This is a genomic window from Mucilaginibacter terrenus (genome assembly GCF_003432065.1).
Lineage (GTDB): Bacteria > Bacteroidota > Bacteroidia > Sphingobacteriales > Sphingobacteriaceae > Mucilaginibacter > Mucilaginibacter terrenus.
Map to the genome: position 1 here is coordinate 356,548 of NZ_QWDE01000001.1, position 19,346 is coordinate 375,893.

Genomic DNA, 19,346 nt, shown 5'->3' on the forward strand with positions numbered 1-19,346 from the left:
GCAAATATGCAAATTATTTCTTGCCGGGTTTTACCACCAGTACCGGGATGTTTACCTTGTGCCTTACACTGTTTACAGTAGTTCCAAATATAAGGTCCTTTAACACCTTATGGCCGTGCGATCCCATTACCATAAAGTCTATACTTGATTTATTTACAATTTGAGCAATGGCTGTTGCCGGGCCACCGTAGCCTATTACTGCTTCTGCATTATAGTGCAATGCCTTCAGCGCAACAACGTATTTGTCAAGATTGTTTACATCGCTTTGCGTCTCATTATCCATCACGGTATCGCCGTAGTAACGGGCGGCTGCAGTTTCAACAACATGTATAAGCGTATATTTCGCATCCTTACCACCCTGCATTAACGCGTGCCTGATACAGTCCTGGTCGTTTTTAGAGAAATCTATTGTAACCGCTATGTGGTCGTAGTGCACGGCTTCCAGATTATCCAGCGCTGCCGCAATACCATGTGGAATGTAAGCAGGTTTATCAGCGTGCTTAAAAAGCAGAGGCCTTAGGAACACATATAGCAGTAAAGCGCCTATTGCCACGGCTATTGGCGTTATTACATAATGTACAAGGTTTCCAGACGATGGATTATCTGCCGCCCAACTGTTTATTTCCTGTATTACCAGCCTTGCGTTTAGCCCAACAATCAACACCGCGAATATCCAGGCAAGCACCTGCAACCAAACACTGCTGGCAAACTTGCCCATGCGTTTCCTGTCGGACGTAAAGTGTATAAGCGGAATAATAGCAAAGCCTAACTGTAAGCTTAGTACCACCTGGCTTAAAATTAACAGCTTGCCTAAACCCTGTTCGCCGGCGTGCATAATGGTAAAAAAGGCGGGCACAATAGCAAATATCCTGGTAAGCAATCGGCGTAGCCATGGTGCAATACGTAAATTCAGGTGCCCTTCCATAATTATCTGGCCGGCAAGCGTACCTGTAACGGTGCTGCTTTGACCCGCTGCAATTAAAGCCAGTGCAAACAATGCCGGTGCTATTTTGCCAAATATGTGATCAAGCAGCTTGTGTGCATCCTGTATCTCCGCTACTTCATGATAACCGCGCCCAAAAAACGCGCTGGCAGCAAGTATCAAAATGGCGGCATTTACAAAAAAAGCAAGATTGAGCGCAATGGTTGTGTCCCAAAAGTTAAACTTGATGGCCGACCTGATGCCCGACTCGGAACGGTCTATCTTACGTGTTTGCACCAAAGAGGAGTGCAGGTACAAATTGTGTGGCATCACTGTCGCCCCAATAATACCTATCGCTATATATAGGGCCTGGTTATTAAGGTTTGCAGGAATAAACCCTTTGGCTATCTCCACAACATCAGGCTTAACAATAAACATCTCTACCAGGAAGGATACACCCACAATAAATATTAGCGTGATGATAAAGCCTTCTAACTTACGCATGCCCTTGTTTAGCAGGAAGAGGAGTAGCAGGGTGTCCAGCATGGTGATGGATACTCCCCATATTAATGGTAAGCCAAACAGCAGGTTTAAGCCTATTGCCATACCTATAACTTCGGCCAGGTCGCAGGCTATAATGGCTATTTGTGCAAGTATATACAGGCAAAAGTTTACAAAACGCGGGTAGGTGTGTTTTGATGCCTGTGCAAGATCGAGCCCGCGTACAATGCCCAGCCGTACGGCGAGGTTTTGCAGCAGAAGGGCTATCAGGTTGGACAGCAGTAACACCCAGATTAGCTTATAGCCAAACTGGCTACCTGCCGCAAGGTCCGTTGCCCAGTTGCCAGGGTCCATGTAGCCAACGCTCACCAGGTAAGCAGGCCCCAGGAAGGACAGTACTTTTTTCCATCCCGTTTTATTTTCGGTACTTACCGAATTGTGTACATCTCCTAAAGATTCGCTTGTTATCATAAGGTTATAAGCAGGTTATTTGCCACTTCGCGGCTAATATGTATCTCTTTGTTTCCGGTTTGCAGCACTACTGTGCCGTCATATTGTATTATCTCTTTCACAATTATCTTCTTCCCAATGGTAAGCTGTTGTTTATCCAGGTACTGCAGGAATGCTGTAGAGTGTTCGCGCACGCCGGAGATGATACCCCCGCTGTAAACGCCCACAGATGAAATTGGTTTAAGTTCATTTGTTTTAAAACAGCCGTCGCGGTCGGGGATAGGGTCGCCATGCGGGTCGCGCTTTGGAAAACCCATAAACTCATCAAGGCGGTCAATCAATTCGTTTGAGGATATGTGCTCCATCTCTTCGGCCATCTCGTGCACCTCGTCCCATTTAAAATGAAGTTTTTCTACCAGGAAGTATTCCCAAAGCCGGTGCTTCCGTATGATGTTCAGTGCCACCTTTTCGCCCGATGTTGTAAGGCTCACGCCCTGGTACCGGGTGTAGTTTATCAAACCTTTCTCGGAAAGTTTGCGCACCATATCGGTTACCGATGACGCCTTGGTGTCAAGCGAAGCTGCGATTTGATTGGTGCTTACACTCTCTACTGAGGCTGCCAGTTTGTATATAGCTTTCAGGTAATTCTCTTCGGCTAAAGTATTCATTTAAGCAAATCTAATAAATTTTTTAGACATGCCTAAATTTTAGGAAAGAAAATGTTTGGTCAAACTATATTAATGTGAAATTTTATTTTGTGTAATACAGATTATTATATATTTGCATGTACCATGGCAGCTGAATTAGATAAGATAGACCTCCAAATACTCAAGATATTACAAGAAAACGGCCGCATAACCAACCTGCAGCTATCTAACGAAATTGGCCTTTCACCGGCCCCAACGCTTGAGCGTGTGCGTAAACTAGAGAACGCCCAGTACATAAAAAGTTACCACGCGCTGGTTGATGAAGAGAAACTTGGGCTAGGTATAAAAACTTTTATACAAATCTCGCTGGATTTTCACCAGAAGAATACCATTCAGACTTTTCTGGACGAGATACAGACCATTAAGGAAGTTACCGAGTGCCACCACGTAACCGGACAATGCGATTTCTTATTGAAGGTTTACGTACGCGACATAAAATCGTATGAGCAACTTATAATGGAAAAGATAAGCCGCATAACGGTGGTGAAAACCTTCCAGACCATGATGATCATGAGCACCAGCAAAAAGGAGCCTATTGTTCCGCTGGAATACTAATAGGAGATTTAAGATTTAAGAATCAGGAACCAAGAGTTAAAAATTATGACACAGCAAAATGCCCGACTAGTCGGGCATTTTGCTTGACTCTTGACTCTTGACTCTTGACTCTTGACTCTTGACTCTTGACTCTTGACTCTTGACTCTTGACTCTTGACTCTTGACTCTTGACTCCTGACCTACACTTGCCAGTCAATAGGCTCCTTACCTTCTTTTATCAGGAACTCGTTGGTTTTGGAGAACGGCTTAGAGCCCCAAAAGCCGCGCTCTACTGACAGTGGCGAGGGATGCACTGATTTTAGAATGTGATGCTTTTGCGTATCTATGAGCGCTATTTTAGATTGCGCGTGCGCTCCCCACAGGATGAATACCACTCCCGTACATTCGTCGGAGATTTTCCTGATCACGGCGTCGGTAAATTGTTCCCAGCCCTTTTTTGAGTGCGAGCCTGCCTGGTTGGCGCGTACCGTAAGCGAAGTATTCAGAAGTAACACCCCCTGCTCTGCCCACTTCTCCAGGTTGCCATGATTAGGGATCACAAAGCCTGGAATATCGGTCTTCAGTTCTTTATAAATGTTTGCCAGCGACCGCGGTACAGCAATTCCCCGTTGTACAGAAAACGATAGCCCATGTGCCTGGTGTTCGCCATGATAGGGGTCTTGTCCCAGTATAACTACCTTAACTTTATCGAACGGTGTCTTGTTAAAAGCGTTGAATATATCGGCGTTTTTCGGGTAGACTGTGTGCCCTGCTTCTTTTTCCTGCTGTAAAAAACCTTTCAGGTTAGCCATGTAAGGTTTGGTTAATTCGTCACCTACAACCTTCATCCACGATGGGTGTAATTCTCCTGCCATAAATATTGAATACGGTGTTTAATTTAGCACGCAAATAACGATATTTGCGCTCTGTTTTATACTAATACAAATTATGTCGAATATAGTTAGGCTAATTATTGCCTGTGTTATGATGGGAGCCGGTGTAACACTTTGTGCATTCGGTTTCTGGGGCTGGGGTATTACCGTGTTTATATTGGGCGGCTTTTTGCTGCTTACGTTCTTCTTTAACGAGAACATGATTATTGCGCAATATTACTTGCGTAAAGAAAATTCCGAAGGCGCCGAGAAGTTCCTGGATAAGATTACCGACTACGAAAAGCAACTATATAAATCGCAGCATGGCTATTATAACCTGCTGATAGGATTGATAGAATCGCGCAAATCGCCAATGAAGTCAGAAAAGTATTTTAAGAAAGCCCTGCAGCTAGGTATGAGCATGTCTCACAATACGGCGCTGGCAAAACTTAGCCTTGCGGGCATATCGATGGCTAAACGCAACAAACGCGAGGCAGAAATGTACTTGAAAGAAGCCGCTAAGGACGACAAGAATAAGTTGCTGGCAGATCAGATAAAAATGATGAAAGGCCAGATGGCCCAAATGGATAAGCAGCAGGTAGTACGCGGTGGTTTCCGCCAGCAAAAGTTCTAAGCAACAAGCTTAAGCTTATTTCTCGTCTAGCGAGCTAAAGTAGTCGGGTTCTGACGACATACCTTGTCTAGCAGTTATATAGCGATCGGTAACGTCAGTATCTTCTGAAGAAGGTTTAGAAACTTCAACCATTTTAAGCAAGCTACGGATAAAAGACAGGTCGAAATTGCTTCTGTTCAGTTTTATCAAGTATTCGTTTTCTGTTATTTCCAGGATAGAATTAGTCATAACAATTCGTATTAGTGTGTTTGATATAAAGTTAAACAACTTAGCTTTTACGAAAGTTTGTTTTGCTTTAAGCTTTCATTAACAAATTGTAAATCGATTAACGGTTTAATCTTCACATCTGTGGATTGTATGTGTTAACAAGTGCGAAGCTTGAAATTTTTAATTGTACTGGTTAAAAGGTAACCATAAAACAAAAAAGGAGCATAAAGCTCCTTTTTTGTTTTATATAAAGTTGAGTGATGCGACTCGTTAATTAAACCAGGCCATTACTTCTTCTTTCGAAGGCATGGTAATTTCCAGCTTAAGTTTTTTACGCATACCACCAAGATCGTTAAACACTTTATTAGGGTTACCCGCTTTGAGTTCCTCTACGGTGTTAAAGCCCATCTTGTTGAGTACTGGTACCCACTCGGCAGATACACCTGCGTTTACAAAATCTTCAGCAGTTGCTATCTTAGCTTTTTTCTCCGGGCGCATTTGCGGGAAAAAGAGTACTTCCTGTATAGTGCTTTGATTGGTCATCAGCATTACCAGGCGGTCTATACCAATACCCAAGCCGGAGGTTGGTGGCATGCCATACTCCAGCGCACGCAGGAAGTCGTCGTCCATTGCCATAGCCTCATCGTCGCCGCGGCCTGCCAATACCAGCTGCTCCTCAAAGCGCTCACGCTGGTCTATAGGGTCGTTAAGTTCGGAATAGGCGTTAGCTATCTCTTTACCATTTACAAACAGTTCAAAGCGCTCTACCAGGCCATCCTTGGTGCGGTGCTTCTTAGCAAGCGGTGTCATCTCTATAGGGTAGTCGGTGATGTAAGTAGGCTGTATCAGATTAGCTTCTACTTTAGCGCTGAAGATCTCGTCTATCAGTTTGCCCTTACCCATAGTTGCATTAACCTCTATACCTAAGTCTGCACAAACCGAGCGTAAGCCCGCCTCGTCCATCTCTGATACATCAATGTTCGTGTATTTCTTTATAGAATCATACATCGACAGTTTTTCATAAGGGCCTGCAAAGTTTATCTCGTGCTTACCTACTTGTACCACAGGTACGCCGTGTACCGCTTTGGCAACAGTCTCCAGGCATTCCTCAACCATGGACATCATCCATATATAGTCTTTATAGGCTACATATATCTCCATAGCTGTAAATTCCGGGTTGTGCGTACGGTCCATGCCCTCATTGCGGAACATCTTACCAAATTCATATACCCCGTCAAAACCCGCTACGATCAGCCTTTTTAAGTAAAGCTCATTGGCAATACGTAGGAAAAGCTGCATATCCAGCGTATTATGATGGGTTTCAAAAGGCCTTGCCGCTGCGCCGCCATGTACCGGCTGCAGTATAGGGGTTTCCACCTCCATCCAACCCTGAGCGTTAAAGTACCCGCGCATAGCGCTGATGACTTTTGAGCGGTTGATGAATATCTGCTTAAATTCCGGGTTTACCGTAAGGTCTACATATCGCTGGCGGTAACGCATTTCCGGATCAGTAAATCCGTCATGTATAGTTCCGTCCTCTTCACGTTTAACTACCGGCAGCGGCTTAAGCGATTTAGAGAGCACGGTAAGCTCCTGCACGTGTATAGATATCTCGCCTGTTTGGGTAATAAAGCCGTACCCTTTTACACCTACGTAGTCACCTATGTCGAGTAGTTTTTTGAACACTGTATTATAAAGTGTTTTATCCTCGCCCGGGCAAATATCGTCGCGTTTTAAGTAAATCTGCACGCGACCTGTGCTATCCTGCAACTCGGCAAAGCTTGCGCTTCCCATAATACGGCGCGTCATTATACGGCCTGCTATTACTACCTGTTTATACTGGTCAGGGTTTGCTTCAAAGTTGTCAGTAATATCCTTAGCCCACGCGTTCACATCAAATGCTTCGGCAGGGTAAGGGTCAATGTCAAGGGCGCGGAGTTGTTTTAACGACTCGCGGCGGAAGAGTTCCTGTTCAGACAGCGCAATACTCATATAAGTGTAGGTATTTTATAAGGGTGCAAAAATAGGCTTTTTAGCTTACATGTAGGCGATTGGATGTGAGATTTGAAGGTGGCAGGTCGCGGTGCTCTTTCCCTAAGGCAATATCCTACTTTTAGCATCAGGTAAAAGCTGCAAATTATCTGCGGATGAATACCTTTGTCTGCATGAACATTAAAGTTATTGCCTTTGATGCCGACGACACCTTATGGGTAAACGAACCCTATTTCAGGCAGACGGAGGAACGTTTTTGTGAACTACTGAGCGACTACCTGTCCCGGCACGATCTGGAGCGCGAGTTGCTGACCATAGAGATAGCCAATCTAGCGCTATATGGCTACGGTATAAAGGGTTTTATACTATCGATGATAGAGGCAGCAATGAAGATCACCAACAACACCTTGAGTGTGGAAGTGATCGGCCAGATTATTGATTTGGGCAAGCAAATGCTTAACCAACCCATTGAATTGCTGGAGGGGGTAGAAGATGTGTTAAAGCAGTTGAAAGATAAATATCGCCTTGTTGTAGCTACCAAGGGCGATCTGCTGGACCAGGAACGCAAGCTCAGGAAATCCGGCATCAACCACTACTTTCATCATATTGAGATCATGAGCGAAAAGGACGATGCCAATTACCTTAAGTTGATCAAACATTTGGACATCCGTCCGGAGGAATTGTTAATGATAGGCAATTCGCTCAAGAGCGATGTAATGCCGGTGCTGAATGTTGGCGGGCACGCTGTTCACGTACCTTATCATATAACATGGGCGCATGAGCAAATAGAGCACACCATAGATAACGAGCGTTTCAAAAGTTTGGATACCATTACCGACATTTTAGCATTTTTATAGTAATGAAGAAAAAGATTGATCTTGATAATTGGTCTAGAAAAGAGCATTTTGAGTTTTTTAACAAGTTTGAAGAGCCTTATTACAGCGTTGTGGTTAATGTTGATGTAACAAAAGCTTACTCGAACGCAAAAGAGCAGGGGTTGTCTTTTTTTCTTTACTATCTGCATTGCGCTTTATCGGCGGTAAACCAGGTGGAAAGTTTCAAGTACAGGGTAGAAGGCACCGAACTGTTTTTGTATGACAAGATAAATGTATCGCCAACAGTGGACAGGGCCGACGGAAGTTTCGGGTTTGGCTTTATCGAGTTTGAACCTGAATTGAAAAGTTTTGTGCAAACTGCATCAGCAACGCTGGAACGTTTGCGCGCTGCAACCGGCCTGTTCTCGCCCAACAGCGACAGGCAGGATGTAATACATTTCTCCGCACTGCCGTGGCTCAATTTCACCGGGCTTACCCATGCACGGAGTTTTACCTGGCGTGACAGCGTACCTAAGGTATCCGTTGGCAAGGTGACCGAAGATAATGGCAGAAAACTGATGCCGGTGTCTGTCACCGTGCATCATGGGCTTACTGATGGTCGGCACGTTGGTGAGTTTGTGGAATTGTTTCAGCAATGGCTTGACCAGTAGCAACCAATAGGCCATGGAGGCGTAATTGTGATTGGTGAGCTATCGCCTTGTTCAAGGTAAATTGATATATTTACTATTCTACGCCAATTATAAATGCTTTTAAAAAGAACCGGGTTAATTTTACTGACCGCATTGCTGCTGGTATCCTGTAAAAAAGAACCGTTTGTACCTAACTACGAAAATGCGCTACCCGGCCTCTGGAAGCAGGTAGCCAACTTTGAAGGTGTTGGTCGCGTGCGTGCTTACGGTTTTTCAATAGGTAACAAAGGTTATATTATAGGAGGGAACGCTGGTTCGGGATTTAGTTCAATAGCGTTGTACGATATGTGGGAGTATGATCCAACTGCCGACAAGTGGACGCGCAAGGCAGATTACCCGGGACAGGGGGCTGAATACCTTCGTGGGTTCACTATAAATAATAAAGCTTACCTGGGCACAGGTTTTGGCGAGCGCGCAGAACACCAAGACGACCCGCCGCAGAAGCGCGATTTTTGGGAGTATGATCCTGCGTTAGATAAATGGACGCATAAAGCAGATGTTCCTGGCCCGCCGCGCGAAAATGTTATAGCTTTTGCAATAGATGGCGCAGGATACCTTGGACTGGGCACCAATAACGATTACAACGCCAGTTATAAGGATTTTTATAGATATGATGTGGTTAGCGACAAATGGACCCGGGTTGCTGATTATCCGGGTAATGGTAGTTTTGGTGTTGCAGCTTTCGCTGTAAACGGAAAAGGTTATGCTGGCCTGGGCGGAACGTCACCAGATGTAATTAAAACCGACTTTTGGGAGTACGACCCTGCAGCTGATAAATGGACCGCAAGAGCAGACTTTACCGGTAAGCCGCGCGTTTTTAGCAGCCAGTTTGTTATTGGCAGCGACGGCTACGTTGGCCTTGGTACTACAACCGCTGCATCCGCAGACGACTGGTACAAGTACTCACCTGCAACAAATAGCTGGAACAAGATCACCACTTATGGCGGTGTAGCGCGCTACGATGCGGTAAGCTTTACCATCAACGGCATTGCCTACACGGGCACCGGAAATCCGGGTTTGCTATACGACCTGTGGAAGTATATGCCAACACAAAAACCAAATTAGTTATAAATTTGATGCTGTTTGCAGTGATTAGTCCGCTTCTGCTTCCTGCAAGTACATTTCGTCTATAGCCTGGGCGTAGTTCTTTTCTATTACTTTGCGCTTAGCTTTAAGGGTAGGGGTGATCTCGCCAGCTTCCATACTAAACGGATTACGCTTTACTATAAAATTTTTAATGCGCTCGAACTTTGCTAACTCGTTAGAAAAGCGTTTAACATCCTGTGCCACCCAGTCTACTATCTCTTTATCTTCTATAAAGGTGTCAGGCCGTTCAAAAAATTCGTTACCAAGTTTAAAGGTTTCTTGCAGCAGTTCTTTTGGTGGAACGATGATGGCGGTTATATATTCTCGCTTATCACCAACCAGGAAGATTTGCTCTATTTTTGAGCTTTTCAGGTAGGTGTTCTCTACCGGAGTAGGGTAGATGTTCTTACCATAGGCGTTCACCAGCATGTTCTTGAGCCTGTCGGTGATCTGGATGTAGCCTTTGTAAAAGCGGCCTATATCGCCTGTGTGGAACCAGCCGTCAGCATCTATAGCAGCAGCAGTTTCTTCCGGCTTGTTCCAATAGCCTTTCATAACGGATATACCGCGGATGATGATCTCGCCTTCTTCCGACAAATAATCCGGCTTAAAGGTATCATGTGTTTGAATGGTGTATATCTGTTTAGTATCGATATTTTGAATACCAACCTGGGTACCCGTCATGATACGGCCTGCGGTGCCGTAAACCTGGCGGTGATACTCTGTAACTGCCATAGGACCGGTAGTCTCGGTAAGCCCAAAACCTTCCAGTACTTTAATACCTACACTACCCAGAAATATACCTACGTTTTTTGGCAGTGCACCACCACCCGAAATCAGGAACTTTAAGTTGCCGCCAGTCTTCTCGCGTATTTTGCTGAAAACAAGTTTATCAGCTATCTTAAGTTTGCCGGAAAGTATTAGCCCCGGTTTTTTGCCTTCTTCGGCATACTTCAGCGCCTCTTTGCCCAGTTCAAACGCCCAGCTGAAAATTTTGGTTTTCATGCCCCCGGCGGAAGTTCCGGTTTTCATCGCCTTATCGTGAATGCGCTCAAGCAACCGCGGTACGCAGTTCATGATGGTTGGTTTCACCTCAACCATGTTTTTGGCAAGCAGTTCAAGGCTTTGCGAGAACGCTATTTTACAGCCAGCGCCCATGCATATGTAATATGTTGCAGTACGCTCGAAAACGTGCGACAGCGGAAGGAACGACAGGAAAATGTCGCTCGGCTCAACGTTCGGTATTTGGTTCAGGCCTTCACGTACAGTCTCTACAAAGTTACTGTGCGTTAGCATTACTCCTTTGGGAATGCCTGTTGTACCGGAGGTGTAGATTAAACTAGATAAGTCTGACGGCAGGATAGCCTCCCGTGCTATTTTTATAGCTGTAGCGTATTGCGGCAGCAGCGTTTTGCCTTCTTCTATCACCTGCTTAAAACCAACCACACCGGCATTAAGCTTTAACTTTTCGCAGTGTTTCTCAAAGTCGTCAAAAGCAGGTATTATACGCAGTACAGAAGGACAGCTGTTTACAACCTTAAGCACTTTCTTAAAGAGGAATGGGTTGCCTACCAGTATCGTTTTGGCTCCGGAGTCGTTAAGGATATACTCTATCTCAGCTTCGGTAAGGGTAGGGTATATAGAGGCATTAACTGCACCTATTTGCTGCAAGGCCTGGTCGTAATATACGTAATCCGGCCCGTTCTCAATAATAAGTGATAGCCTGTCGCCTTTTAGTACACCCACGTTCAGGAACCAGGCGGAAATGGCATCTATCTTTTCGATAGCTTCTTTATAAGATATATCTACCCATGTATCCTTCACCTTATGGGTCATGAAGGGATGGGTATCTGGATGAATGTTCTTTACAATATTGCGTATAAGGCCAGGAACAGTATCGTGTTCTTTTACCGGGTTCATTAAGTTTATATCAGGTTTATATTAAAACAAAACTAACGGTTATTTCGCAATTTAAATAGGTGCGGCATTAAATAGAAAAAGGCTCCTTCGCAGGAGCCTAAAGTATTATTCCGATATCGAATAAAGATTTTGTTTAAACCGAGAAACTTTCGCCGCAGCCGCAGGTGCGGGAAGCATTAGGATTATGAAAGTTAAAGCCCTTGCCGTTAAGGCCGTCGCTAAAATCAAGTTCGGTGCCGGCCAGGTATAAGAATGATTTCATATCCAGTGCCATGCGTACGCCCTTGTCCTCAAAAAACTGGTCGCCCTTTTTCTCCTCGTTATCAAAATCGAGGTTGTAGGACAAGCCCGAGCAACCCCCGCCTTGTACACTTACACGAAGGAAGTACGAGGCATCAAGCCCGCCATCCTGCATGAGGTGATCTATTTTAGATTTTGCTTTATCAGTTACAGTTACCATGATCTTAGAATCAAGAGTCAAGAAACAAGAATCAAGATAAAGCGCACAAGCAGACAAAAGTCTTAACTTTTATCTCTTGATTCTTGCGTCCGTTTTTATTAGTGGTGTGATTTTTCCAGCTCAATCGGCTCCATGCCGTTTTTCACGCGGTAATCGTTAATGGCTGCTTTAATAGCATCTTCTGCCAATACCGAACAGTGAATTTTTACCGGTGGCAATGCAAGTTCTTCAACAATGTCCATGTTGTCAATCTTCATGGCATCATCAACGCTTTTACCTTTAAGCCACTCGGTAGCCAAAGATGATGACGCGATAGCCGAACCGCAACCAAATGTTTTAAATTTTGCATCGGTGATGATGTTGTTCTCATCAACCTGTATTTGCAAACGCATTACGTCGCCGCACTCCGGTGCGCCAACCAGGCCGGTACCAACTGTAGTGCTGCTTTTATCAAGCGTGCCCACGTTGCGCGGATTGGTGTAATGGTCAATTACTTTATCTGAATAAGCCATTCTTTTAAGTATTAAGTCTTAAGTAATAAGTTCTGAGTCGAATAAAACCGACCCTGATTTTCATTTTGTTTTATAAAGAGATCCACAAACTTTAGATTTACGACTAAAGACAATGGACTTTCTTCTTAGTGTTCTGCCCACTCAATAGAGTTAAGGTCTATGCCTTCTTTAAACATCTCCCACAGCGGTGAAAGTTCACGCAGGTGGGTAACCGCTTTTTTGGTCACCTCAACAGCATAGTCAACCTCTTCCTCAGTAGTAAAACGGCCTAAGCCAAAACGTATAGAAGAGTGTGCCAGGTCATCGCTCAAACCAAGGCTTTTAAGCACATATGATGGTTCCAATGAAGCAGAAGTACATGCCGAACCTGATGATACTGCAAGATCCTTCATGGCCATCATAAGGCCCTCACCCTCAACATATTTAAAGGAAATGTTTGCAACATGCGGTAAGCGGTGCTGAACGTTGCCATTCACATAGCTTTCTTCCAGCACGGATAATGCTTGCTCCAGTTTATCGCGCAGGGCAGATAAACGGATAGCTTCCTGTGCCATTTCCTGATTGGCAATTTCGCAGGCTTTACCTAAACCAACTATACCCGGTACGTTAAGCGTTCCTGAACGCATGCCGCGCTCGTGGCCGCCACCGTCCATCTGTGCAGTAACTTTAACACGTGGCCCTTTACGGCGTACGTATAATGCGCCTACACCTTTAGGGCCATACATCTTGTGGGCCGATAAAGCAAGCAGGTCAATACCATCACGGTTTACGTCAACAGGTATTTTACCAACTGCCTGGGTAGCATCAGTCATGAACAAAGCGCCATGTTTATGGGCAATATCAGCAATTTCCCTAACTGGTTGTATAACACCAATTTCGTTATTACCATACATAATAGATACCAGGATGGTTTCCGGCGTCATGGCAGCTTCAAGTACTGCAAGGTCCACAAGGCCATCCTCTTTAACAGGAAGGTAAGTAACCCGGCCGCCAAGTTTTTCAACGTGCTTGCACGCGTCTAAAACGGCTTTATGTTCGGTAACCGCGGTGATAATGTGGTTGCCTTTTTCTTTATACATTTCAAACACGCCTTTAATGGCAAGGTTGTCGCTTTCGGTAGCGCCCGATGTAAAGATGATTTCTTTTTCGCTGGCACCTATAAGCTTAGCAACCTGCTCGCGTGCGTAATCAACACCTTCCTCTGCAACCCAGCCAAAAGGGTGGTTGCGACTTGCAGCATTACCAAACTTAGATGTAAAGTACGGCAGCATAGCTTCCAGCACCCGGGGGTCCATTGGTGTGGTGGCGTTGTTATCTAGATAAATTGGGATGTTCATGGTTAAAAAAATTAACAATACAAATATACGCAAAGTTTTACTTTTACATCTGCCGGCTGCTGTAAATTGCGGTATGATGCCATTTATTTACAATATTTGGACATGAACAAGATAGAGCATATTGGCATAGCAGTAAACAGCATAACAGATACGGGCAGCATCTACGAAAAGTTGCTTGATACAACCGTTTACAAGATAGAAGATGTGCTTACCGAGGGGGTAAAAACCGCTTTCCTGAAAAGCGGCCCCAACAAAATAGAATTACTGCAAGCTACGACCGAAGACAGCCCTATTGCCAAATTCATAGCCAAGAAAGGAGAGGGCATTCATCACATTGCCTTTGCGGTAGATGACATTGAAACCGAGATGGCCCGCCTTAAGGCCGAAGGTTTTATCTTATTGAACGATGCACCTAAACCTGGCGCAGACAACAAGCTGGTTTGTTTTGTACACCCAAAAAGCGCTGCTGGTGTGCTGGTAGAGTTGTGTCAGGAGCAACAATAAAACCATGCAACATCCGGGCACCTAAACTCTGATGTTCATTGTGTCATTTTTACATTTCTTTGTTACGAGTGCAACCATTTAGTTAGGGGCTACGTAAACGGACGCATGACGGTTTTACATTGAGGAAATAAATTTTATTTGCTCAACTGTCTGACAGTCATACCCATAACGTATTTAAACTCGTATGAAAACCCTTAACTCCCTGCTGCACGGCATGCTGATGCTGGCTGTTTCTTCTTGTTTCACAATGTGTAAAAAAGCTGAGTTACCCGAGCCGGCTCCACGTAATAAAAATCTTACCAGCCTTACTGTTTCAGCCGATACTACAGACGAAAGCTTGATGGTTAGGCCGGTGTACACCGTACAACCATCCCAATGGTACGTTGACGGAAAAGACATCCTTCCCGGAACAATAGTGAGCATACCCGCCGGCACAAGGGGAGCTTTGCTGCTTAAGAATTTTCATGGTACAGAGGCTAACCCCATTGTTATTGTAAATAAGGGTGGCACGGTAAATATTACTGCCGCTGCAACCGCGTCCTATGGGTTTAAAACGCAAAACTGCCAGTACTTTAAAATACTTGGCAACGGCGATGCTTCTTCAAAGTATGGCATCGCGGTAACTGGTGGTAATATTGGCATGACCATGGATGCCCTTAGTACAGACTTCGAGATAGCCAATGTAGAGGTGCGTAATTCGGGTTTTGCAGGCATTATGGCTAAAACAGATCCGACCTGCGACCAGGCTACATGGCGCGGAAACTTTACTATGAAGAATGTTGTGTTGCATGATAACTATGTACATAACACAGGCGGAGAAGGCTTTTATGTTGGTAATTCCTTTTACGCTAATGGGGTGCAAACCAGCTGTGGCAAGGTAATGCCGCACGATGTTGTCGGTGTTAAGGTTTATAATAACCAGGTAGACTCTACAGGTTGCGAGGGTATACAAGTAGGCAGCGCTATCGCCGACTGCGCCATTTACAACAACGTTGTAAATTTTCCTGGACTTTCTCCTTTTGCAAGTGGTCAAAATAATGGCATACAATTAGGAGAGGGCACAGGCGGTAAGTGCTATAGTAATATTGTACGCAACGCGCCCGGTGCCGGTATCATTGTGCTGGGTTTGGGTGATAATACGGTAGCAAACAATGTTATTATCAATTCTGGCATGTATGGCATTTTTGCCGACTCCCGGTATACACCAGGGCCCTACTTTCGTTTTGTAAATAACACCATTATCAATTCCAAAACTGCAGGAATACGGCTTAACTCAACCACCATCCCCATGAATGTGGTAGCTAATAACGCTATAGTTAGTTCGCTAAACAACAATGCTATTTCACGAATGAACACCAGCGTTAAGCTTACATCAGCAAGTAATTACATAGGTGCAGACGTAAGTGCACTGGAGTACACTGATTTAGATGGCGGTGACTTTACTCTCTTGCCATCTTCGCCGCTTATTGGTGCCGGGACGGATGTGTCTGTATTGGGGATATCACTTGACCTAAGTGGTTTACAACGAATTACGGTGAGTACATCAAGTACTTTTAATATAGGCGCTGTGTTAGGCGAGTAAAAAGAAGAGGTGTAGCTTTGGAGTGTTTCAAATTGTTTCGCTTTGAGCTGCATGGTAGGGAACATAAAAATATAAATGAAAGTCAGATCCTGCTATTAGATAGAGGATTACAGTTAAAATCTGAAGTTATTGTACTGTTTCGGTCTGTTTCGCTTTTAAATATAATTTATTTACAATCAGCGTGTTAAATAAATGGCGTGTTGCGGGTGTTTCGCTTTCAACCGAAACACTTAAAGAGCAATATCGGTATGTTAAAAACTTTTTTAATTAGCCTTTTTACTTCTCAACTATTTAGTTACATTTGCACCTCTTTTATAAGAAGTATACGATAATGAAAAAAGACCTGCATCCATCAAACTATAGATTAGTTGTTTTTAAGGATATGTCTAACGACTATTCTTTCATCACTAAGTCTTGTATAGATAGCCGTGAAACCGTTAAATGGGAAGATGGCAATGAATACCCTTTGGTAAAATTAGAAATTTCACACACTTCTCACCCGTTCTATACTGGTAAGATGAAATTGGTTGACACTGCCGGACGTATCGACAAGTTCCGCACGCGTTACTCTAAGAAATAAGTGTTTTTTCAATAAAATATTGTTCAGTCGCCCGCATGCGGGCGACTTTTTTTATTTTTGGCGCATGGCGATCATTCTGTTCGACGATAACGCTCGTGAAACCTTACTGCCGCTTACATTTACACGCCCCGTTGCCGATTTGCGCATTGGCATACTTACTATAGCCGAAAAGTGGGGTAAATACCTCGCTACTGGTTTCTCTTACCTTACGCAGCCTTACCTGCAGATTAAGTACCCCCTAAATATTGCCGAAGGAAATATCTTCATCAATGGTTCGGTATGTCCTGATGAGGAGTTACTGGAAGCAATAGACAAACTTGCAGAAGGCGAGGCTTTATCGCAACAAGGTAAACTAATTGCTGTGAAACTTGATGCCACGGCAGCGGCGGAGTTTAGCCTGGCGGAACAAAATTATTCGCCGATAGAGTATACAGGTCAATTGGTCTCAATAACCTATCCCGAGCATATTTTCAAAAAAAACGATCAGGAACTTAAAAAGGATTATATCCTGCTTACCAAAGGGCGCGCCAGTCAGCCGGTTAGCAGTACCAATACTGTCTTGGGGGATCAGCTATTCCTGGAAGAAGGGGCTAGTGCTGAGTGCGCTATACTCAACACGCTTCATGGCCCAATTTACATTGGTCGAAACAGCGAGGTATGGGAGGGATCTGCTATTCGTGGTTCTTTCGCGCTCTGTATGGAGTCGCAGGTTAAAATGGGCACTAAGGTCTATCCCGGCACTACAGTTGGCCCATACAGCCGTGTTGGTGGCGAAATAAACAACGCTGTTATATGGGGGTATTCATCAAAAGGCCATGAAGGTTACCTGGGTAACTCCGTGATGGGAGAGTGGTGCAATATAGGTGCCGATAGTAACAACTCCAACCTCAAAAATAATTACGCTGACGTACGCTTGTGGGATTATAGCCACAAAAGTTACCGCAATACCGGTCTCCAATTTTGCGGCCTCGTGATGGCCGATCATGCAAAATGCGGTATTAATACCATGTTTAACACAGGTACGGTAGTAGGCGTAAGCGCAAATGTTTTTGACGCGGGGTTTCCGCCAAATTTTATCCCAGACTTTTCCTGGGGCGGAGCTAAAGCAATGGAAGAATACAGGCTGGATAAGGTACTGCAAACTGCAGCCAAAGTAATATCACGCCGCGAACACCGCGTGTTTGATGAGACAGAGATAGCAATATTAACAGAGATATTTAATACAACAAAGCAGTACAGGCAATTTTAACCCGTACCTTTATAACCTTTACAACACACGAAATGAGAAAAAAAATTGTAGCCGGCAACTGGAAAATGAACCTTGATTATAATGAAGGTTTAGCCTTGTTTTCAGAAGTAGTTAACATGGTAAAAGATGAAGCCACCGGCAATCAGCAGGTAGTGGTTTGCAGTCCGTTTATACATCTCCATAGCCTGGCGCAATTAGCCAAAGGCTCCAATAACGTAGCTATAGGCGCACAAAATGCTCATCAGGCAGAGTCAGGTGCTTACACCGGCGAAATATCTGCAAAGCAGGTAAAATCTACCGGTGCTGAATACGTTATTTTGGGCCACTCAGAACGTCGCCAGTATTTTGGTGAAACTAACGAATTGCTGGCCAAAAAGACGGATACAGCATTGGCCAACGACCTAAAACCAATTTTTTGTATCGGAGAGACCTTGCAAGAGCGTGAAGCTAATACTCACTTCGGCATTATTAAAGCACAGCTTACAGAAGGCGTTTTCCATTTGGATGCTGAAACATTTGCCAAATTGGTTATTGCTTACGAACCCGTTTGGGCAATAGGTACTGGTGTAACCGCGACATTTGCACAAGCGCAGGAGATACACGAATTTATCCGCAAGGAGATAGCTGCTAAATATAGCCAGCAAGTTGCTGATGACACCACTATTCTTTACGGTGGTAGCTGTAATGCAAAGAATGCCGCAGAGCTTTTTGCACAAACCGACATTGATGGTGGCCTTATTGGTGGTGCATCATTAAAATCACGCGACTTCACCGACATTGTTAAAGCGTTCAATTAATCAGATATTCAATTTTGAGATTGGAGGTTAGTTAAGGCTGGCCTCCAATCTTTGTTTATATAGTTGCTATACTAATCATATCATGAACTACTACGAACTCCTGTTCACTACGCTAACTACCAAAGATTATCAGCAAGACCTTTTGATTGCAGCTTTAGGGGAAATCGGGTTTGATACTTTTGAAGAAGTTGATCTTGGTTTTAAGGCTTATATACCGGTTGATGATTTTGATCAGCAGCAGGTAGACGATGCCCTGTACCCTTATCAGGAAATGTTCACTTTTAGTTATGAAGTTAATCTGATCCCTCAAAAAAACTGGAATGAAGTATGGGAAAGTAATTTTGAACCGACAAAAATTGGCGATCAGGTATTCGTTCGGGCTACTTTCCACGAGGCAAAGCCGGAGTTTCCTTACGAGATCGTGATAGACCCGAAAATGGCTTTTGGAACCGGGCACCATCAAACCACTGCCATGATGATGGCGTTGATGCTGGAGAATGACTTTGAAGGCAAGAAAGTGCTGGATATGGGTTGTGGTACAGGTATTTTAGCTATTCTTGCTAGCAAACTTGGTGCGGTTGATCTAACAGCAATAGATTATGATCCGGTTTGTTATGAAAGCACAATCGAAAACGCGGCATTAAATAACATCAATAACATAACAGCTTTATGCGGGTCTAAAGAAGCTATACCTAACGACAAGTACGATATTATACTTGCTAATATCAACCGCAATATTTTGCTTGATCAGATGGAACGTTACGTGCAGGTGCTTAAGCCAGGCGGCGAGATCTACTTCAGCGGGTTTTATGACTCGCCTGATTTAGAGATTATCACCGATGAAGCAAGGAAGTATAACCTTAAATACATTACACACAAGAAAGATAAAGAATGGGTAGCGGCAAAATTCGTGCTGTAGTTCATAATAAGGATAATCACACGGACTGATGCCGCGACAGGTTACCGTCAGTTCGT

20 protein-coding genes are annotated in these 19,346 nt (G+C 44.2%); 11 read left to right on the forward strand and 9 right to left on the reverse strand.

Annotation, left to right across the window (positions count from 1 at the left end):
* Positions 1–13: 13 nt before the first annotated feature.
* Together DYU05_RS01480 and DYU05_RS01485 are read right to left on the reverse strand one after the other, a co-directional pair.
* The gene (locus DYU05_RS01480) at positions 14–1,894 is read right to left on the reverse strand and encodes an Nramp family divalent metal transporter (RefSeq protein ID WP_117381215.1); all 1,881 of its coding nucleotides are present in this window, start codon (positions 1,892–1,894) and stop codon (positions 14–16) included.
* Positions 1,891–2,541, reverse strand: coding sequence for a metal-dependent transcriptional regulator (locus tag DYU05_RS01485; RefSeq protein ID WP_117381216.1), 651 nt, complete (start codon positions 2,539–2,541; stop codon positions 1,891–1,893). The genes DYU05_RS01480 and DYU05_RS01485 overlap by 4 nt, the downstream gene beginning before the upstream one ends.
* A 123-nt stretch (positions 2,542–2,664) precedes the next feature.
* On the opposite strand from DYU05_RS01485, the gene DYU05_RS01490 reads away from it, so the two are divergent.
* Positions 2,665–3,135, forward strand: a complete 471-nt coding sequence (locus DYU05_RS01490; protein WP_117381217.1) for an Lrp/AsnC family transcriptional regulator — start codon at positions 2,665–2,667, stop codon at positions 3,133–3,135.
* Between the two features lie 179 nt (positions 3,136–3,314).
* On the opposite strand, the gene ung is transcribed toward DYU05_RS01490, so the two are convergent.
* Positions 3,315–3,989: a uracil-DNA glycosylase gene (gene ung, locus DYU05_RS01495; protein WP_117381218.1), complete on the reverse strand. Its 675-nt coding sequence runs from the start codon at positions 3,987–3,989 to the stop codon at positions 3,315–3,317.
* 73 nt (positions 3,990–4,062) lie between these two features.
* Between ung and DYU05_RS01500 the strand changes: the two genes are divergently transcribed.
* The gene (locus tag DYU05_RS01500; RefSeq protein WP_117381219.1) at positions 4,063–4,620 is read left to right on the forward strand and encodes a tetratricopeptide repeat protein; all 558 of its coding nucleotides are present in this window, start codon (positions 4,063–4,065) and stop codon (positions 4,618–4,620) included.
* Positions 4,621–4,635: 15 nt separating this feature from the next.
* Here the strand turns inward: DYU05_RS01500 and DYU05_RS01505 are convergent, their stop codons facing one another.
* On the reverse strand, positions 4,636–4,848 hold the full coding sequence (locus DYU05_RS01505) for a hypothetical protein (protein ID WP_117381220.1): 213 nt from the start codon (positions 4,846–4,848) through the stop codon (positions 4,636–4,638).
* 249 nt (positions 4,849–5,097) lie between these two features.
* Positions 5,098–6,819 carry a lysine--tRNA ligase gene (gene lysS / locus DYU05_RS01510; RefSeq protein WP_117381221.1) on the reverse strand — a complete coding sequence of 574 codons (1,722 nt, stop codon included), beginning with the start codon at positions 6,817–6,819 and terminating at the stop codon, positions 5,098–5,100.
* A gap of 173 nt (positions 6,820–6,992) precedes the next feature.
* On the opposite strand from lysS, the gene DYU05_RS01515 reads away from it, so the two are divergent.
* The 3 genes from DYU05_RS01515 to DYU05_RS01525 all read left to right on the forward strand — a co-directional run bounded on the left by DYU05_RS01515 (position 6,993) and on the right by DYU05_RS01525 (position 9,409).
* Positions 6,993–7,676, forward strand: coding sequence for an HAD family hydrolase (locus tag DYU05_RS01515; protein ID WP_117381222.1), 684 nt, complete (start codon positions 6,993–6,995; stop codon positions 7,674–7,676).
* A gap of 2 nt (positions 7,677–7,678) precedes the next feature.
* Positions 7,679–8,305: a chloramphenicol acetyltransferase gene (locus tag DYU05_RS01520; protein ID WP_117381223.1), complete on the forward strand. Its 627-nt coding sequence runs from the start codon at positions 7,679–7,681 to the stop codon at positions 8,303–8,305.
* 93 nt (positions 8,306–8,398) lie between these two features.
* The gene (locus tag DYU05_RS01525; protein ID WP_117381224.1) at positions 8,399–9,409 is read left to right on the forward strand and encodes a Kelch repeat-containing protein; all 1,011 of its coding nucleotides are present in this window, start codon (positions 8,399–8,401) and stop codon (positions 9,407–9,409) included.
* 27 nt (positions 9,410–9,436) lie between these two features.
* Here DYU05_RS01525 and DYU05_RS01530 read toward each other — a convergent pair whose 3' ends face one another.
* From DYU05_RS01530 to DYU05_RS01545, 4 genes are all read right to left on the reverse strand, one after another.
* Positions 9,437–11,350, reverse strand: coding sequence for an AMP-dependent synthetase/ligase (locus DYU05_RS01530; protein ID WP_117381225.1), 1,914 nt, complete (start codon positions 11,348–11,350; stop codon positions 9,437–9,439).
* Between the two features lie 133 nt (positions 11,351–11,483).
* Entirely contained in the window at positions 11,484–11,810 is a 327-nt protein-coding gene (locus DYU05_RS01535; protein ID WP_117382912.1) for a HesB/IscA family protein, read from the reverse strand.
* A 98-nt stretch (positions 11,811–11,908) separates the two neighbouring features.
* Positions 11,909–12,322 (reverse strand): Fe-S cluster assembly scaffold IscU, encoded by a 414-nt coding sequence (iscU, locus tag DYU05_RS01540; RefSeq protein ID WP_117381226.1) that lies wholly within the window; start codon positions 12,320–12,322, stop codon positions 11,909–11,911.
* 125 nt (positions 12,323–12,447) lie between these two features.
* The gene (locus tag DYU05_RS01545; RefSeq protein ID WP_117381227.1) at positions 12,448–13,659 is read right to left on the reverse strand and encodes an IscS subfamily cysteine desulfurase; all 1,212 of its coding nucleotides are present in this window, start codon (positions 13,657–13,659) and stop codon (positions 12,448–12,450) included.
* Between the two features lie 102 nt (positions 13,660–13,761).
* Between DYU05_RS01545 and mce the strand changes: the two genes are divergently transcribed.
* The 6 genes from mce (at position 13,762) to prmA (ending at position 19,290) form a co-directional block, all read left to right on the forward strand.
* Entirely contained in the window at positions 13,762–14,163 is a 402-nt protein-coding gene (mce, locus tag DYU05_RS01550; protein ID WP_117381228.1) for a methylmalonyl-CoA epimerase, read from the forward strand.
* A gap of 184 nt (positions 14,164–14,347) precedes the next feature.
* Entirely contained in the window at positions 14,348–15,745 is a 1,398-nt protein-coding gene (locus DYU05_RS01555; protein WP_117381229.1) for a right-handed parallel beta-helix repeat-containing protein, read from the forward strand.
* A 331-nt stretch (positions 15,746–16,076) separates the two neighbouring features.
* The gene (locus DYU05_RS01560; RefSeq protein ID WP_117381230.1) at positions 16,077–16,325 is read left to right on the forward strand and encodes a type B 50S ribosomal protein L31; all 249 of its coding nucleotides are present in this window, start codon (positions 16,077–16,079) and stop codon (positions 16,323–16,325) included.
* A gap of 64 nt (positions 16,326–16,389) precedes the next feature.
* Positions 16,390–17,574 carry a putative sugar nucleotidyl transferase gene (locus DYU05_RS01565; protein WP_117381231.1) on the forward strand — a complete coding sequence of 395 codons (1,185 nt, stop codon included), beginning with the start codon at positions 16,390–16,392 and terminating at the stop codon, positions 17,572–17,574.
* A 32-nt stretch (positions 17,575–17,606) separates the two neighbouring features.
* On the forward strand, positions 17,607–18,371 hold the full coding sequence (tpiA, locus tag DYU05_RS01570; RefSeq protein ID WP_117381232.1) for a triose-phosphate isomerase: 765 nt from the start codon (positions 17,607–17,609) through the stop codon (positions 18,369–18,371).
* Positions 18,372–18,453: 82 nt separating this feature from the next.
* Positions 18,454–19,290, forward strand: a complete 837-nt coding sequence (gene prmA, locus DYU05_RS01575) for a 50S ribosomal protein L11 methyltransferase (RefSeq protein ID WP_117381233.1) — start codon at positions 18,454–18,456, stop codon at positions 19,288–19,290.
* Positions 19,291–19,346 lie beyond the last annotated feature (56 nt).

What these genes read in the sequence shown, in the direction of transcription:
- DYU05_RS01480 (WP_117381215.1), bottom strand. Translation starts at nt 1,894, where the DNA reads ATGATAACAAGCGAATCTTTAGGAGATGTACACAATTCGGTAAGTACC.
- DYU05_RS01485 (WP_117381216.1), bottom strand. Translation starts at nt 2,541, where the DNA reads ATGAATACTTTAGCCGAAGAGAATTACCTGAAAGCTATATACAAACTG.
- DYU05_RS01490 (WP_117381217.1), top strand. Translation starts at nt 2,665, where the DNA reads ATGGCAGCTGAATTAGATAAGATAGACCTCCAAATACTCAAGATATTA.
- ung (WP_117381218.1), bottom strand. Translation starts at nt 3,989, where the DNA reads ATGGCAGGAGAATTACACCCATCGTGGATGAAGGTTGTAGGTGACGAA.
- DYU05_RS01500 (WP_117381219.1), top strand. Translation starts at nt 4,063, where the DNA reads ATGTCGAATATAGTTAGGCTAATTATTGCCTGTGTTATGATGGGAGCC.
- DYU05_RS01505 (WP_117381220.1), bottom strand. Translation starts at nt 4,848, where the DNA reads ATGACTAATTCTATCCTGGAAATAACAGAAAACGAATACTTGATAAAA.
- lysS (WP_117381221.1), bottom strand. Translation starts at nt 6,819, where the DNA reads ATGAGTATTGCGCTGTCTGAACAGGAACTCTTCCGCCGCGAGTCGTTA.
- DYU05_RS01515 (WP_117381222.1), top strand. Translation starts at nt 6,993, where the DNA reads ATGAACATTAAAGTTATTGCCTTTGATGCCGACGACACCTTATGGGTA.
- DYU05_RS01520 (WP_117381223.1), top strand. Translation starts at nt 7,679, where the DNA reads ATGAAGAAAAAGATTGATCTTGATAATTGGTCTAGAAAAGAGCATTTT.
- DYU05_RS01525 (WP_117381224.1), top strand. Translation starts at nt 8,399, where the DNA reads ATGCTTTTAAAAAGAACCGGGTTAATTTTACTGACCGCATTGCTGCTG.
- DYU05_RS01530 (WP_117381225.1), bottom strand. Translation starts at nt 11,350, where the DNA reads ATGAACCCGGTAAAAGAACACGATACTGTTCCTGGCCTTATACGCAAT.
- DYU05_RS01535 (WP_117382912.1), bottom strand. Translation starts at nt 11,810, where the DNA reads ATGGTAACTGTAACTGATAAAGCAAAATCTAAAATAGATCACCTCATG.
- iscU (WP_117381226.1), bottom strand. Translation starts at nt 12,322, where the DNA reads ATGGCTTATTCAGATAAAGTAATTGACCATTACACCAATCCGCGCAAC.
- DYU05_RS01545 (WP_117381227.1), bottom strand. Translation starts at nt 13,659, where the DNA reads ATGAACATCCCAATTTATCTAGATAACAACGCCACCACACCAATGGAC.
- mce (WP_117381228.1), top strand. Translation starts at nt 13,762, where the DNA reads ATGAACAAGATAGAGCATATTGGCATAGCAGTAAACAGCATAACAGAT.
- DYU05_RS01555 (WP_117381229.1), top strand. Translation starts at nt 14,348, where the DNA reads ATGAAAACCCTTAACTCCCTGCTGCACGGCATGCTGATGCTGGCTGTT.
- DYU05_RS01560 (WP_117381230.1), top strand. Translation starts at nt 16,077, where the DNA reads ATGAAAAAAGACCTGCATCCATCAAACTATAGATTAGTTGTTTTTAAG.
- DYU05_RS01565 (WP_117381231.1), top strand. Translation starts at nt 16,390, where the DNA reads ATGGCGATCATTCTGTTCGACGATAACGCTCGTGAAACCTTACTGCCG.
- tpiA (WP_117381232.1), top strand. Translation starts at nt 17,607, where the DNA reads ATGAGAAAAAAAATTGTAGCCGGCAACTGGAAAATGAACCTTGATTAT.
- prmA (WP_117381233.1), top strand. Translation starts at nt 18,454, where the DNA reads ATGAACTACTACGAACTCCTGTTCACTACGCTAACTACCAAAGATTAT.